This window comes from Mycobacterium europaeum, from assembly GCF_034555895.2.
Taxonomy (GTDB): domain Bacteria; phylum Actinomycetota; class Actinomycetes; order Mycobacteriales; family Mycobacteriaceae; genus Mycobacterium; species Mycobacterium europaeum.
Genome location: NZ_CP157315.1, coordinates 827719 through 841548, shown reverse-complemented (window position 1 = coordinate 841548; position 13830 = coordinate 827719). Strand labels below are relative to the sequence as shown.

The 13830-nt window shown below is 66.8% G+C and carries 14 protein-coding genes; all 14 read right to left on the bottom strand.

Features of this window, described 5'->3' with window-relative positions; all coding sequences use genetic code 11:
• Nucleotides 1-15: 15 nt before the first annotated feature.
• Nucleotides 16-921, bottom strand: a complete 906-nt coding sequence (locus U8D42_RS04100) for a F0F1 ATP synthase subunit gamma (RefSeq protein WP_322859136.1) — start codon at nt 919-921, stop codon at nt 16-18.
• Nucleotides 922-927: 6 nt separating this feature from the next.
• Entirely contained in the window at nt 928-2592 is a 1665-nt protein-coding gene (atpA, locus tag U8D42_RS04095) for a F0F1 ATP synthase subunit alpha (protein ID WP_322859137.1), read from the bottom strand.
• A gap of 58 nt (nt 2593-2650) precedes the next feature.
• Nucleotides 2651-3991: a F0F1 ATP synthase subunit B/delta gene (locus U8D42_RS04090; RefSeq protein WP_322859138.1), complete on the bottom strand. Its 1341-nt coding sequence runs from the start codon at nt 3989-3991 to the stop codon at nt 2651-2653.
• Between the two features lie 6 nt (nt 3992-3997).
• Nucleotides 3998-4522 (bottom strand): F0F1 ATP synthase subunit B, encoded by a 525-nt coding sequence (locus U8D42_RS04085; protein ID WP_085242767.1) that lies wholly within the window; start codon nt 4520-4522, stop codon nt 3998-4000.
• Nucleotides 4523-4531: 9 nt separating this feature from the next.
• Nucleotides 4532-4780 (bottom strand): F0F1 ATP synthase subunit C, encoded by a 249-nt coding sequence (locus U8D42_RS04080; protein ID WP_024636915.1) that lies wholly within the window; start codon nt 4778-4780, stop codon nt 4532-4534.
• 84 nt (nt 4781-4864) lie between these two features.
• Complete coding sequence (atpB, locus tag U8D42_RS04075; RefSeq protein WP_090420989.1) at nt 4865-5623, bottom strand: F0F1 ATP synthase subunit A; 759 nt, start codon at nt 5621-5623, stop codon at nt 4865-4867.
• Nucleotides 5616-6110 (bottom strand): ATP synthase subunit I, encoded by a 495-nt coding sequence (locus U8D42_RS04070; RefSeq protein WP_322859139.1) that lies wholly within the window; start codon nt 6108-6110, stop codon nt 5616-5618. Before U8D42_RS04070 ends, atpB begins: the two co-directional genes overlap by 8 nt.
• A 219-nt stretch (nt 6111-6329) precedes the next feature.
• Nucleotides 6330-7559: a glycosyltransferase family 4 protein gene (locus U8D42_RS04065; protein ID WP_090421609.1), complete on the bottom strand. Its 1230-nt coding sequence runs from the start codon at nt 7557-7559 to the stop codon at nt 6330-6332.
• Nucleotides 7560-7587: 28 nt separating this feature from the next.
• On the bottom strand, nt 7588-8247 hold the full coding sequence (locus tag U8D42_RS04060) for an L-threonylcarbamoyladenylate synthase (RefSeq protein WP_090420992.1): 660 nt from the start codon (nt 8245-8247) through the stop codon (nt 7588-7590).
• Nucleotides 8244-9092, bottom strand: a complete 849-nt coding sequence (gene prmC, locus U8D42_RS04055; protein ID WP_322859140.1) for a peptide chain release factor N(5)-glutamine methyltransferase — start codon at nt 9090-9092, stop codon at nt 8244-8246. The genes U8D42_RS04060 and prmC overlap by 4 nt, the downstream gene beginning before the upstream one ends.
• Nucleotides 9089-10162: a peptide chain release factor 1 gene (prfA, locus tag U8D42_RS04050; protein ID WP_085242762.1), complete on the bottom strand. Its 1074-nt coding sequence runs from the start codon at nt 10160-10162 to the stop codon at nt 9089-9091. Before prfA ends, prmC begins: the two co-directional genes overlap by 4 nt.
• 103 nt (nt 10163-10265) lie before the next feature.
• Nucleotides 10266-10502: a 50S ribosomal protein L31 gene (gene rpmE / locus U8D42_RS04045; protein ID WP_322859141.1), complete on the bottom strand. Its 237-nt coding sequence runs from the start codon at nt 10500-10502 to the stop codon at nt 10266-10268.
• Nucleotides 10503-10777: 275 nt separating this feature from the next.
• A complete protein-coding gene (rho, locus tag U8D42_RS04040) occupies nt 10778-12616 on the bottom strand; it encodes a transcription termination factor Rho (RefSeq protein WP_322859142.1) in 1839 nt (612 codons plus the stop codon).
• Between the two features lie 269 nt (nt 12617-12885).
• Nucleotides 12886-13821, bottom strand: a complete 936-nt coding sequence (gene thrB, locus U8D42_RS04035; RefSeq protein WP_322859476.1) for a homoserine kinase — start codon at nt 13819-13821, stop codon at nt 12886-12888.
• Nucleotides 13822-13830: the final 9 nt, after the last annotated feature.

Sequence of the window (13830 nt, the reverse complement as noted above, 5' to 3'; positions counted from 1 at the left end):
TCTCTTCCTCGTGTGCTACTTGGCGTCGGCGAGCGCGTTTGCGCCGCCGACGATTTCGCTGATCTCTTGGGTGATCTGGGCCTGGCGCTCGCGGTTCGCCATCAGCGTGAGCTCTTTGATCAGGTCGTCCGCGTTGTCGGTTGCCGACTTCATCGCTCGTTGACGCGAAGCGAGCTCCGATGCCGCCGATTCGAGCAGCGCGGCGTAGACACGGGTGGTCACGTAACGCGGCAGCAGCGACTCGAAAAGCGTCGTCGCGTCCGGCTCGAACGAATACAGGGTGCGCACTTCCGGCTGGTCCTCGACGTACTCGACCACCATGGGTGCGATCCGGTGAGCCGCCGCGGCCTGCGACATCATCGACTTGAACTCCGAGTAGACGATGTGCAGTTCATCGACGCCCTGGTCGTCCTGCGACTCGTCGCCAGTGCCCTTCATGAAGGCATCGACCAGAGTTGAGGCGATCTCCGCGGCGTTCTCGTATTGAGGTTGCTCGGAGAAGCCCGTCCACGAGTCGGTGATGTCCCAGTTGCGGAACTTGAAGTAGTTCAGCGCCTTCCGACCCACGGTGTACACGACCGGCGTCTTACCTTCCTCCCGCAGCAGGGAGAACAGCTCCTCGGAGCGGCGGAAGATGCTGGAGTTGTACGCGCCGCACAAGCCACGGTCGGAGGACACCACCAGGACACCGGCGCGTTTGGGCTCTTCCCGCTCCACCAGCAGAGGGTGATCGAGGGCGGCTTCGGACGACAGCGTGGTCAACATCGCCGTGATCTGAAACGCGTAGGGCCTGGCCGCTTCCAGCCGGGCCTGCGCCTTTCCGATGCGCGATGTCGCGATCATCTCCTGGGCCTTGGTGATCTTCTTGATCGACCCCGCCGAGCGGATCCGGCCGCGTAATTCGCGAAGTGTGGCAGCCATTGGTTGCTACTTCTTCTCTTTCTTTGCTTTCTTCTCCGGCGCCGGCTTCTTCACCTTCACCGACTCCTTCCCGAGGTCTTCTTCGTCCATCGGCTCGACGTGCTCGTCGGGCACCACCGATCCGCCGCCCGTGGCTGCGAAGCCCTTCTTGAAGTTGTTGATGATGTCGGTCAGCTGCTTTTCGGCCTCTTCGGGAAGCTTTCCGCTGTCACGGACGCCGGCCAGGAACTTCTCCTCCGAGGCCCGCATGTGGTCCAGCAACTCGGTCTCGAAACGCCTGACGTCCTCGACCGGTACCGAGTCCAGGTGACCCCCGGTGCCCAGGAAGATCGAAACCACCTGCTCCTCAACCGGCATGGGCTGGTACTGCGGTTGCTTGAGCAGTTCGACGAGCCGCTCACCGCGCTCCAGCTGCGCCTTGGAGGTCGCGTCCAGGTCCGAAGCGAAGGCCGCAAACGATTCCAGTTCGCGGTACTGCGACAGGTCCAGACGCAGCGAGCCGGCCACCTCTTTCATGGCCTTGATCTGCGCTGCACCGCCCACGCGGGACACCGACACACCGACGTTGATGGCGGGCCGCACGCCCTGGTTGAACAGGTCGGACTCCAGGAAGCACTGCCCGTCGGTGATCGAGATGACGTTGGTCGGGATGTAGGCCGAGATGTCGTTGGCCTTGGTCTCGATGATCGGCAGGCCGGTCAGCGAACCGCCCCCGAGCTCGTCGGAGAGCTTCGCGCAGCGCTCCAGCAGCCGCGAGTGCAGGTAGAACACGTCACCGGGGTAGGCCTCACGGCCCGGCGGCCGGCGCAGCAGCAGCGAGATCGCGCGGTAAGCCTCGGCCTGCTTGCTCAGGTCGTCGAAGACGATCAGCACGTGCTTGCCGTCGTACATCCAGTGCTGGGCGATCGCCGAACCCGTGTAGGGCGCAAGCCATTTGAAGCCGGCGGAGTCGGACGCCGGAGCGGCGACGATCGTGGTGTAGTCCATCGCACCGCCCTCCTCGAGCGCGCGCCGGACCGACGCGATGGTCGTGCCCTTCTGACCGATGGCGACGTACACGCAGCGGACCTGCTTCTTCTCGTCGCCGCTCTCCCAGTTCTCCCGCTGGTTGAGGATGGTGTCGACGCACACGGCGGTCTTGCCGGTCTTGCGGTCGCCGATGATCAGCTGCCGCTGGCCACGGCCGATCGGCGTCATCGCGTCGATGGCCTTGATGCCGGTCTGCAGCGGCTCGCTCACGCTTTGCCGCTGCACCACAGACGGCGCCTGGATCTCCAGCGCCCGGCGGATGTCGGTGTCGATGTCGCCGCGCCCGTCGATGGGCTGGCCGAGCGGGTTGACCACGCGCCCCAGGAACGCGTCGCCGACCGGGACCGACAGCACCTCGCCGGTGCGCTTGACCTGCTGGCCCTCTTCGATCTTCTCGAAGTCACCCAGGATCACCGCGCCGACGCTGTGCTCGTCGAGGTTCAGGGCGACGCCGAGAACCCCGCCCGGAAACTCGAGCAACTCCTGCGTCATGACGGAGGGCAAGCCTTCGACGTGCGCGATGCCGTCACCGGCCTCGACGACGGTACCGACCTCTTCCCGTGAGGTGTCGGAGGTGAAAGAGCCTACATACTCCTCGATGGCGCTTTGGATGTCATCAGCGGAGATTGTCAACTCGGCCATGGCTTTTCGTCTTCCTACTTGATCGTGCTTCGCGTGTGCTTGTGATGGATGGTTGGTGTCAGTCGGGCAATTGCGCCTCAGCCGCGGCGAGGCGAGAAGCGAGTGTCCCGTCGATCACTTCGTCGGCCACGGAGATGAGCAGCCCGCCCAGCAGTTCGTCAGAAGTCTGCAGCTGCACCGTCACCGGGTGGCCGTAGATGCGGCCGAGCACGTCGGTGAGGCGAGACCGCTGGGTATCGCTGAGATCGGCCGCCGCACTGACCCGGGCGACGATCTCGCCGCGACGTGCCACGGCGACTTTCGCCAAGAACTGCACGGCCTCCTCGGCCGACTCACCCCTGAGCAGTTGGACGGTCTGGGTCAGCAGCGCCACCACGATCGGATCGACTCTGTCGCTCGCGCTGTCAAGCACCTTGCGCAGCAGGCCGATCCGGCCTTCTACCGGTACGCCGTAGTCGCTCAACAGGATGGCGAGCCGTGGCTGTGCGTCCAGGATTCGGGAGAACCGGAACAGCTGGTCTTCCACGTCGTCGACCTTGTTCTCACGTTCGGCGACTTCGAGCAGCGCCTGCCGCGAGATGTGCTCGATGGCGGCGGCCAGATCGGAGTTGGCCGACCAACGTTCCGAGACGGCCAGTCGCAAGACGTCGAGCGTGGCGTCGGCGACCTTGCCGGAGACCAGCCGCTCGATCAGCTGGACGCGGGGCGCCGCGTCCTCGGCCGGCACCGTCAGATACCGGGTGACGACGATCTCGCGGTGCAGCATTTCGGCCACCGCGACGAGCTCGCCCGACAGATCGGTAAGGGCTTTGTTGTCAAGGCCTTTGGCAATGTCGCTGAACCGCTTCGACAGCCCGGCCACCGCCTCGCGACTGGCGGAGCGCATCTTCGCCAACAGCGGATACTGGACCTCCGCGGGCGCGGGGGCCATCGCTTCGAGGTCGTCGAGGAACCGGTCGACGGTGGCCGATTGCTGGGCCGGGTCGGCGACGTAGTTCCGCACCAATTCGCCGGCCTGCCGCACCGCCTCGTGGCCGAGCTCGAGGCGGAGCTGGCGGCTCAGCTGCGTGCGCAGCAGGTCGACCTGGCGCCCGCCCTGTGCCGTGATGCGTTGAGACTCGGTCTCGGACTGGGCCCGGAACTGTTCGGCGAGGCGGCCCGCGTCCACTTGGGCCTCTTCGACGAGCCGTTCGGCCTCGGACTTGGCGGATTCCACGGCCTTGCTGTGGGCCGTGGTCGACTCGCTCAGCCGATCGGCCGCCGCCGCAGCGTCTTTCAGCTGCTGGCGCACGGCATCTTGACGAGCGGCCATCAGACGGCGCACCGGGGGCACGACGTACCGCACGACCAGGAAAACGATGGCCGCGAATCCGATCAACTGCCCGATGAAGGTCGACATACGCGATTACCGTCCAGACTTACCGGTGGCCGCGGTGGCCGGGGCCACCTCGACACCGAGGATCCGGCTGGCCAGCGTCGCCGACATGGTCGCCACGTTGGCGCGCAGATCCAGTTCCACGGCGTCTCTCTCCCGCTTCAATTGCTCGGAGGCCATTTGCATCGTCGACATCACCTGTTGCTCCCCACGGGCGCGCGCGTCTTCGACGAGCTTACGGCCCTCTGCGCGGGCATTGTCGCGCAGCGACGACGCCTGAACCCGCGCCTCCGTGAGGGCTTCTTCGTAGTCGGCCTTGGCGGCGTCGAACTGCTCGCCGGCCTTCTTGTTGTCGGCGACGGTCTTGGCGACCATGGCGTCCCGCTCGCGCAATACCCGCATGACGGGCGGCACGACGAACGTGCCGATAACCGCAAGCACGATCAGGAAGATCGCCAGCACGAAGAAGAAAGTGCCGTTCGGAACGAGGAAGTTGTTGCCTCCCTCTGCCACCACCTGGCTGGATGCCAGAAAGCTCAGGCTCGCGTCACCCATCACAGCGAATTAGGTGCCGACGGGTGTGGCGAAGACGAACAGCGCCATGAACGCCAGGTTGATGAAGTAGGCCGCCTCGACCAGACCGACGGTGATGAAGAACGGCGTGAACAGCCGGCCTTGTGCCTCGGGTTGCCGGGCGATGCCGGAGACCAGCGCGTTACCGGCGATACCGTCACCGATACCGGCGCCGATCGCGCCGCCGCCCATGATGAGTCCACCGCCGATGAGAGCAGCGGCAGCGACTTGGGGGTCCAGAGCCATTCTTATCCTCCTTGATAGCTGGTAGCGGTCTACCAGGCCTCTGTAATGGTGCGTGGGTCAAAACAATTCGTGGTGGTCTCAGTCATGGTGTTCCTCCATCTCCATGGCTTGGCTGAAGTAGAGGATGGTCAAGATCGAGAAGATGAACGCCTGGATGGCCCCGACGAACAGGTCGAAGGCCTTCCAGATGGCGTTGGGTGCCCACATGATGTAGGGCGGGAAGAGCGCGATCAACGCGACCAGGATGCCGCCGGCGAAGATGTTGCCGAAAAGTCGGAGCGACAACGAGATCGGCTTGGCGAGTTCTTCGACGAGGTTGATCGGCGCCAGGAACGCCACGTGACCTTTGAGCACGGCGAGCGGGTGTCCGACGATGCCGCGGCGCCAGATGCCGGCCACGTGATAGCAGACGAAGACGAAGAGGGCCAGCGCCAGGACGTAGTTGATGTCGGCGGCCGCCGACTTCAGTAGTTCGGTGGTGTGGCCGGACTTGTCGGTGTACTGCAGCGGCAACACCGACAGCCAGTTGGAGATCAGGATGAACACGAAGATCGTGACGGCCAGCGGCAACACGAACGGGGCGATCCGCATCCCGATCGCGCTTTCGATCTGGTCGCGCATCTGGACGGTGATGGCCTCCCAGAACAGCTGAACGCCGCTGGGGACGCCGGTGGAGGTGATCTTCGCGCGCAGGAAGAATGCCAGCGCGAGCACGATCACCGCCGCGATCGCGGTGGACAGGATGGTGTCCGTGTTGACGGTCATGCCCAGCCACGTGGCGTGGGTGTGGGCGCCGACCTCGATGGCGGATTCGGCGAGGAACGTCGTCTCAGTCATCGTTGCCGTTCTTTCCTTCCGTTCCATCCGATCCCGCGATCACGCCGCCTCCGTCCGCGGGATGGGCCTCCGCCCAGTCGCCGGCGCGCAGCTTCTTCCACACCGGGAGCGCCGTCGATGCCACCAACAAGATCTGGAAAAGGGCCAATCCGAACATGACGCCCAGGCCGGCGGGCCGGAAGACGTAGGCGATGATCAGCCCAATGACGGTGATGATGGCCAGCCGGGTGGCCGAGTTCAGCGCCATCGTGCTTTTCAGCGGATGGTCCTTCGCGGTGATCGACGCGACCGAACGACGCACCAAGAGGGCGTTGAGCAAACCGAGGAGCATCCCGACGCCGAAGTACACCCCGACCATCGGGTGACCGGTCGCTCCGGCGGCGATGACGGCCACCACAGCAACGGCAATGCTGAGGACCAACAGGCGGACCGGGCGGAACGCAACAGAGGGAAACACCAACGGCGCGTCCTGCGCTGGTGTCGTCACTGCAGCACCTCAATCCCAAGTTGGTGGAGCGGGAGTCCCCCGACCGACTGATCGGTGGCCCGCCGAGCGTATCGCACGTCACAGTGGATTCGCCCAAGGGGTATCTCCCGGCGCGAGTCCTCAGCCGACCCGACCGGATCTGTGTCCGATGGACCGGCAATTTGTGCGGCTTTTTGGGGCTCTACCAGCACCGTACCATACGGCGAGGCGCCACTACTACTAGCTGTCGTAGTCCTCGTCGTCGTAGTCGTCGCGCGGCCGCATGAGCGGGATCGCCGTCGCGATGCCGGCGACCACGATGGCGCCCAACATCACCGCCGCGGTGTGACGGGGGTTGAAGAAGATCGTGCTGGCGGCGCCGAACGCGACGATGCCCACCCAGAGGTAGATCAGCAACACCACCCGGCGGTGGGAGTGACCGATCTGCAGCAACCGGTGGTGCAGGTGCATCTTGTCTGGGCTGAATGCGCTGCGGCCGGCGCGGGTGCGGCGCACGATCGCCAGCAGCAAATCGAGCATCGGCACGAACATGACCGCCACCACCAGCAGGAAGGGCGACAGCAGCGCGAACACGTCGCGCGCGCCGTAGGCGTTTTGCGAGACGGGCCCCGCGGCGGTGGTGGAAGCCGCCGCGAGCATCAAGCCGATCAGCATCGAGCCCGAATCACCCATGAAGATCTTGGCGCGGTGAAAGTTGTGCGGCAGGAAGCCCAGACAGGCCCCCGCGAGCACCACGGAGATCACGGCGGGCGGATAGAAGAGGACATCGCCGCCGTGATCCCGCAACAGTCCGACCGAGAACATGCAGATCGCCAGGGCGGTGATCAGCCCGAGCCCGGCCGCCAGTCCGTCGAGCCCGTCGACGAAGTTCATCGCGTTGACGATGGAGACCGTCAGCGCCAGCGTGAGCAGGATCGACGAGGCCTGGTCCAGCACGATCGTGCCGACACCGCCGATCGGGATGTAGAGGACGCTCCAGGCCACGCCCATGGTGACCAGCACACTGGCCGCGGTGATCTGGCCGGCGAACTTCGTCAAGGCGTCGAGCCCCCAACGATCGTCGATGAGGCCGATGCCCATGATGACCGCGCCGGCCACCAGCACCGCGGGCATCCCCGTCGAGTAGACGAACCCGCGGGTGAGCGCGGGAAGCTCCGACGCCAGGAATACGGCCGAGACGACGCCGAGAAACATCGCCAACCCACCCATGCGGGGAGTGGGCGTCACGTGCACGTCGCGTTCCCGCGGATAGGCAACAGCACCCAGCCGGGTGGCGAGCACCCGCACCGGGCCGGTCGCGAAGTAGGTGATGATCGCCGCGGTCAGCCCCACGAGTGCCAGCTCGCGCAGGGGGACTCCGGCGCCGCGGTCGGACAGGGCGAGCAAACCACTGGCGAGGTTCGCTAGGCCGCCGGCCGGGTCGCTGGACACGTCGAGACCGTACTGCACCAACCTGGCAACCGGGGAACCACTCCGGCTAGGCCTGAGCGGTCAGGCTTTCGGGATCGACGCCGAGCACTTCCGCGATCCGCTCGGCGCTCACCGGGCCGGGTCGCAGGATCCGCGGGGCCGGCCCGGTCAGGTCGACGATCGTGGAGGCCGCCCCCTGCTCGGCCGTCCCCGCGTCGAGATAGACGTCGACGAGATCGCCGAGTTGAGTGCGGGCCTCGGCGGCGTCCACCGCGGGCGGGCGGCCGGAGACGTTCGCGCTGGACACCGCCATGGGTCCCACTTCGCGCAGCAACTCGATGGCCACCGGGTGCAGCGGCATGCGAAGCATCACGGTGCCGCGGGCGTCGCCGAGGTCCCATTGCAGCGACGGTGCCTGCGTCACCACCAGGCTCAGCGCGCCCGGCCAGAACGCGCGGATCAGGTCTCGAGCCCCGCCCGGCATGGTGTAGACCAGGCCCTCGATGGTGTGCCAGGAGCCGACCAGCACGCCGACCGGCATGTCGCGGCCCCGCCCCTTCGCCGACAGCAGCGCGGCCACCGCGGCGCTGTTGAAGGCGTCGGCGCCGATGCCGTACACGGTGTCGGTCGGCATGACCACCAATCGGCCGCCCTTGAGCGCCCCGGCCGCCGAGGCGATCCCGCGCGCACGCTGACCGGGATCGGCGCAGTCGAAGACCTCCGTCATACCCGCCCCCGCTTTCTGCGCGCGGTGACGAACCGCGGCCGGCCAGCGAGATCGTGGCGAGCATGGACGTCCTCGAAAAGCCCTGTCTCGCAGACCAATTCCACCGTATGCGACGAGGTGGTGTCGTCGTGTTCGACGGCGAAGATGCCACCAGGGCGAAGCCAGCGGCCGGCCAGGGCGACGATGGGGGCGATCACCGCCATCCCGTCCGGTCCGCCGAACACCGCGTGGTGCGGATCGTATTGACCGACTTCGGGTTCCACGATGGCCGCGTCGGGGACATAGGGCGGATTGGCCACCACCACGTCGACCTCACCGTCGAGTTCCGGCAGCAGAGTGGGCTCGGTGACGTCGGCGTGGACGAGTTCGACCGCGGTGCCCGTCGCGTTGCGGCGCGCGTATTCGAGGGCCGCCTCGGAGTCATCGATGCCGATGACTCGGGCGGCGGGGCGCTCATGGGCCAGCGCCAACGCCAGTGCGCCCGAACCGGTGCACAGGTCGACGACGACGGGCCGGGCCGGCAGACGCTGCTCGGTGACCCACGCGAGAAGCGCTTCCGTTTCCGGACGCGGTATGAAGACGCCGGGGCCGACGTCCAGCGTCAGCGGTCCGAACGCGGCCGTGCCGGTGAGGTGCTGCAACGGCACCCGGCGGGAACGCGCGGCCACGACGTCGCGGTACCGATCGAGGAAGTCCTCACCGGTGGACTCGACCAGGGCCAGCCGACCGCGCTCGGTGCCGGACAAGTGGGCGGCCAGCTCCTCGGCATCCCAACGCGCGGAGTCGATCCCAGCTGCGGCCAGCGTCGCCGCAGCGGAGTCGATCGCGCGCCGCAGGGCACTCATGCCTGTTGCAGCCGAGACTGTTTGTCGGCGGCGCTCAGCGCGTCGAACATCGCGTCGAGGTCGCCGTCGAGTACCTGATCGAGATTGTGTGCCTTGAAACCGATCCGGTGGTCGGTGATCCGGTTCTCCGGGAAGTTGTACGTGCGAATCCGCTCGCTGCGGTCCACGGTCCGGATCTGGCTGGCCCGGTCGGCCGAGGCGTCGGCCAGCGCCTGCTCTTCGGCCAGCGCCTGCAGCCGGGCGGCGAGCACCTGCAACGCACGCGCCTTGTTCTGCAGCTGCGAGCGTTCGTTCTGGCAGGTGACCACGATGCCGGTGGGCAGATGCGTGATCCGCACCGCGGAGTCGGTGGTGTTCACCCCCTGCCCGCCCTTGCCGGACGAGCGGTACACGTCGATGCGCAGGTCCGACTCGTCGATCTGCACCTCCCCCACTTCCTCGGGTTCGGGATAGACCAGAACGCCGGCGGCCGAAGTGTGAACGCGGCCTTGGGATTCCGTCACCGGGACACGCTGCACCCGGTGCACCCCGCCCTCGAATTTCATCCGGGACCACACCCCGTCGGGCGAGTCGCCCTTGCTGGCGATGGACAGCGTCGCGTCCTTGTAGCCACCGAGGTCCGACGTGGTCTCGTCCAGAACCGTCACCGTCCAGCCGTGCCGCTCGGCATAGCGGATGTACATCCTGGCCAGATCCGCGGCGAACAACGCCGATTCCTCGCCGCCCTCACCCGATTTGACTTCGAGGACGATGTCGTCGGGATCGTGCGGATCGCGCGGGGCCAGCATGTCGGTCAGTTGGGTGTCCAGTTCGGCGACCCGTGATTGAAGTTCGGTGACCTCTTCGGCGAACGACTCGTCGTCGGCGGCCAGCTCATGCGCGGCCTCGAGATCGCCGCGCGCCGACTCCAGCTTTCGATAGGTGGCGACGATCGGGGCCAACCGGGCGAACCGGCGGCCGGCCTTGCGCGCCTCGGTGGGATTGCTGTGCAAGTCGGGGTCCGCCAGCCGTCGCTCGAGCTCGGCGTGTTCGGCCAGCAGCACATCAATCGTCTGCACCGGCTGCGTCACGTGTCACCTCCTGCCCCGATCAGCCCCCGCGTTCCCATTGCCGCAAACGCAAACCGACGCCCGGCCTGTGCGCTCTGGCACAGTTCGGGCGTCGGCAACGCAGCTATTTGTCGGTGTTGTCCGTCGCGGCACCTTTGCGCTTGCCGTAACGCTTCTCGAAGCGGGCCACCCGGCCGCCGCTGTCCAGAATCTTCTGCTTGCCGGTGTAGAACGGGTGGCACTGCGAGCACACCTCGACGACGATGTTGCCGCCGGGCTTGGTGCTGCGGGTCTGAAAAGTGTTCCCGCACCCGCAGTGCACGGTGGTCTCCCCGTAGGCGGGGTGAATGTCGGCTTTCATGCTGTCCTTTTCGGTAGTTTGCCCGCGATCCCCGTGCCTGGCGAACCTCGGCCGGTTCGGGGATAGTCGAGCGTCGATTATGCCAGGTCAACCGCTATCCCCCCAAAACACCGGGTTGGGCCGTGGCATTCCCGGGGACCGGGGCCGGCAGCGGCTGGATCGGCGGGCCGCCGATCTGCCGATCCCCCGAGACATAAACCTTGGCGAGGCCCGCCGACGCGTCGTGTGCGCGGTTTACGTGTCGCGGCCAGAGCGTCCGGCCCAGGGGTGGCCGGTCAGTCGTTGTCCATGGAGCCCGGCGTGGTCTTGGAGACCTGCACCAGGAACTCGTAGTTGGTCTTCGTCTTGCGCAGCTGCGACATCAGCAGGTCGATGGCCTGGTGTGAATCCAGACCCGACAGCACCCGGCGCAACTTGTGCACGATGCCGAACTCGTCGGACGACAGCAGCAGCTCGTCCTTGCGGGTACCCGAGGGGTTCACGTCGACCGCCGGGAAGACCCGCCGCTCGGAGATCTTGCGGTCCAGCTTGAGCTCGGCGTTACCGGTGCCCTTGAACTCCTCGAAGATGACGGTGTCACCGGTGGATCCGGTCTCGACCATCGCGGTGGCGATGATCGTCAGCGACCCGCCTTCCTCGATGTTGCGCGCCGCGCCGAGGAAGCGCTTGGGCGGATACAGCGCGGTGGAGTCGACACCACCGGAGAGGATCCGGCCCGACGCGGGCGACGCGTTGTTGTAGGCGCGCCCGAGGCGGGTGATCGAGTCCAGCAGCACCACGACGTCCTTGCCCTGCTCGACGAGCCGCTTGGCGCGTTCGATGGCCAGCTCGGCGACCGCCGTGTGGTCCGTCGGCGGCCGGTCGAACGTCGAGGCGATGACCTCGCCCTTGACCGAACGAGTCATGTCGGTGACTTCCTCGGGCCGCTCGTCGACGAGCACGACCATGAGGTGGCATTCCGGGTTGTTCTTGGTGATCGCGTTGGCGATGTCCTGCAGGATGGTCGTCTTGCCCGCCTTGGGCGGCGACACGATCAGCGCACGCTGGCCCTTGCCGATCGGCATGATCAGGTCGATCACCCGCGTGGTCAGCCTGTCGGGCGTGGTCTCCAGGCGAAGCCGCTGATTGGGGTAGAGCGGCGTCAGCTTGGAAAAATCGGGCCGCTTCTTCGCGTCCTCGACCGGACCGCCATTGACACTGTCCAGGCGGACCAGCGGGTTGAACTTCTGCCGCTGGTTGGGCTGCTCGCCGTCCTTCGGCACGCGAACCGCGCCGGTCACCGCGTCACCGCGGCGCAGGCCGTTCTTGCGCACCATGTTCATCGAGACGTAGACGTCGTGCGGACCGGCCAGGTAGCCGGAGGTGCGGACGAACGCGTAATTGTCGAGAACGTCGAGGATGCCGGCGACCGGCTGCACGACGTCGTCCTCACGCAGCTCGGTGTCACCGCCCTCACCGGACCGCTCACCGCGCCGCCTGCGATCGCGGTCACGGAAGCGGCGGCCGCGCCTGCCCTGACGGCCCTCGCCGTCGTCGTCCTGCTGGTTCGAGCCGCCGCGAGACTGCTGGCCGCCCGAGCCCTGCTGGTCACCGCTTTGGTCACCACCGGCGTCTTGCCCGCGCTCGTCGCTTCGGGTTTCCCGCTTGCCGCCGCCCTGGCGGCCCTCGTCAGCTCCGGCGGCCGCGCCCTCACGGGTGCGTGAGCTCTCGCCATCCGCGTCGTCGCCGGTGCGGGCCGAACCCGGCTCGCGCGAGGCGCTGCGCCGTTCACGGCGGGGCGCTTCGGTAGTGGAACCGTTCTGTTGGTCCTGAGCGGCCGGTGCATCAGCGCCGGCGTCGGACTTGCCGCCGTCCTCGGGGGCGGCAGGGGCGGAGGTCCCGTTGGACTGTCCCCTGATTTCCTTGATGGCGGCGATGAGTTCGTTTTTGCGCATGCCCGACGTCCCCTTGACGCCGACCTGGTTAGCCAGCGCGCGCAGTTCGGGAAGCACCATGGTGGACAGAGAGCCAACCGGGGCATTGGTTTTGACGTCGGATGTGTCCGGGGTCACGGCGTTCGGCACGTCATTGCTGTCGGTGCTCGCGTCAGCCGTGAACAGGTCCGTATCGGTCACGGATTTCCTTTCTTCCCCCGTTGATCAGGTCATTCCGGGGGGTTCGTTGCATTCAGCCAAATGTGCCGAGTGCACCCAATCATCGACTCTGCAACGGTGATCGCCTCAGTCGGCGGAGTAAGCGGCGAACCTCGTTCACGAGAAGAATTGGTGTTGTCCTAGTGGCAAGGCAGTATTGATGCAGATGCAGATGCTGCGATTGCTGGACGCGTCCGAGGATAGCCCGCATCCTTGCCGGAAGCAAGCAAACCCTCCGGCCACGCTGTGGATCAACCGGGGACTTTGACTCCCGGGCTCCAGCGAACTCGTTCGCCGGCGGTCATCTCAGTGAGCGCAAATCCGTTCGTGGCCCCGTACTCCACCACTTCCGCGGGTAGCTCCGGCTCCGTGCTCAGGGCAATCAGCGCCGGACCCGCCCCCGAAAGTGTCGCTGCCACCTTATTACGCCGCAACAGCCGCAAATATTCCGCGGAGGCCGGCATCGCCGCCGCACGCTGCGGTTGGTGGAGCACATCCTCGGTCGCCGGCATCAGCAGGTCCGGGCGTTCGGTGAGCGCCACCACCAGCAAGGCCGCGCGGCTGACGTTGAACCGGGCGTCGTCGTGACTCACCTGAGCTGGCAGCAGCACCCGGGTCTCGGCGGTGAGGGAGCGCTCTTGGGGTATCGCGGAGTACAGGCGGATGCCGGGGTGGAGCCGCACCGACACCGCCGAGTACCGGGGCCGTTCACCGGAGCGATCGATCCAGGAGACCACCGCGCCGCCCAACACCGCGGCTGCGGCGTTGTCGGGATGCCCCTCGAACTCCGAGGACAGCTGGATCAGCTGCGCGTCGCTCAACGGATCCGAATTCCCCTGGGCCACAAGCCCGTTCGCCGCCGCTAGGCCGCCGACCACGGCCGCCGCGGACGAGCCGAGGCCGCGGGAGTGCGGGATGGCGTTGCGGCAGCGGACCACCAGTCCCGCGGCGCTCACGCCCGCAGCGCGCAGCCCGCATTCCACGGCCCGCACCACCAGGTGTTCGGGGCCGCGCGGCACCTGCTCGGCGCCCTCCCCCTCGACCAGCACCACCAGGCCCGAATCCGTTGTCTCCACGACGATCTCGTCGGTGAGGCTCAGCGCCAGGCCCAGGCTGTCGAAACCGGGACCGAGGTTGGCGCTGGACGCCGACACCACGGCGCTTGCCACCAGCCCGGCGGGCAACATCTGGCTCAC

Excerpts from the sequence above, each read along its gene's own strand:
- U8D42_RS04100 (WP_322859136.1), bottom strand. The coding sequence starts at position 921 with ATGGCTGCCACACTTCGCGAATTACGCGGCCGGATCCGCTCGGCGGGG.
- atpA (WP_322859137.1), bottom strand. The coding sequence starts at position 2,592 with ATGGCCGAGTTGACAATCTCCGCTGATGACATCCAAAGCGCCATCGAG.
- U8D42_RS04090 (WP_322859138.1), bottom strand. The coding sequence starts at position 3,991 with ATGTCGACCTTCATCGGGCAGTTGATCGGATTCGCGGCCATCGTTTTC.
- U8D42_RS04085 (WP_085242767.1), bottom strand. The coding sequence starts at position 4,522 with ATGGGTGACGCGAGCCTGAGCTTTCTGGCATCCAGCCAGGTGGTGGCA.
- atpB (WP_090420989.1), bottom strand. The coding sequence starts at position 5,623 with ATGACTGAGACGACGTTCCTCGCCGAATCCGCCATCGAGGTCGGCGCC.
- U8D42_RS04060 (WP_090420992.1), bottom strand. The coding sequence starts at position 8,247 with ATGACGGAGGTCTTCGACTGCGCCGATCCCGGTCAGCGTGCGCGCGGG.
- prmC (WP_322859140.1), bottom strand. The coding sequence starts at position 9,092 with ATGAGTGCCCTGCGGCGCGCGATCGACTCCGCTGCGGCGACGCTGGCC.
- rpmE (WP_322859141.1), bottom strand. The coding sequence starts at position 10,502 with ATGAAAGCCGACATTCACCCCGCCTACGGGGAGACCACCGTGCACTGC.
- thrB (WP_322859476.1), bottom strand. The coding sequence starts at position 13,821 with ATGTTGCCCGCCGGGCTGGTGGCAAGCGCCGTGGTGTCGGCGTCCAGC.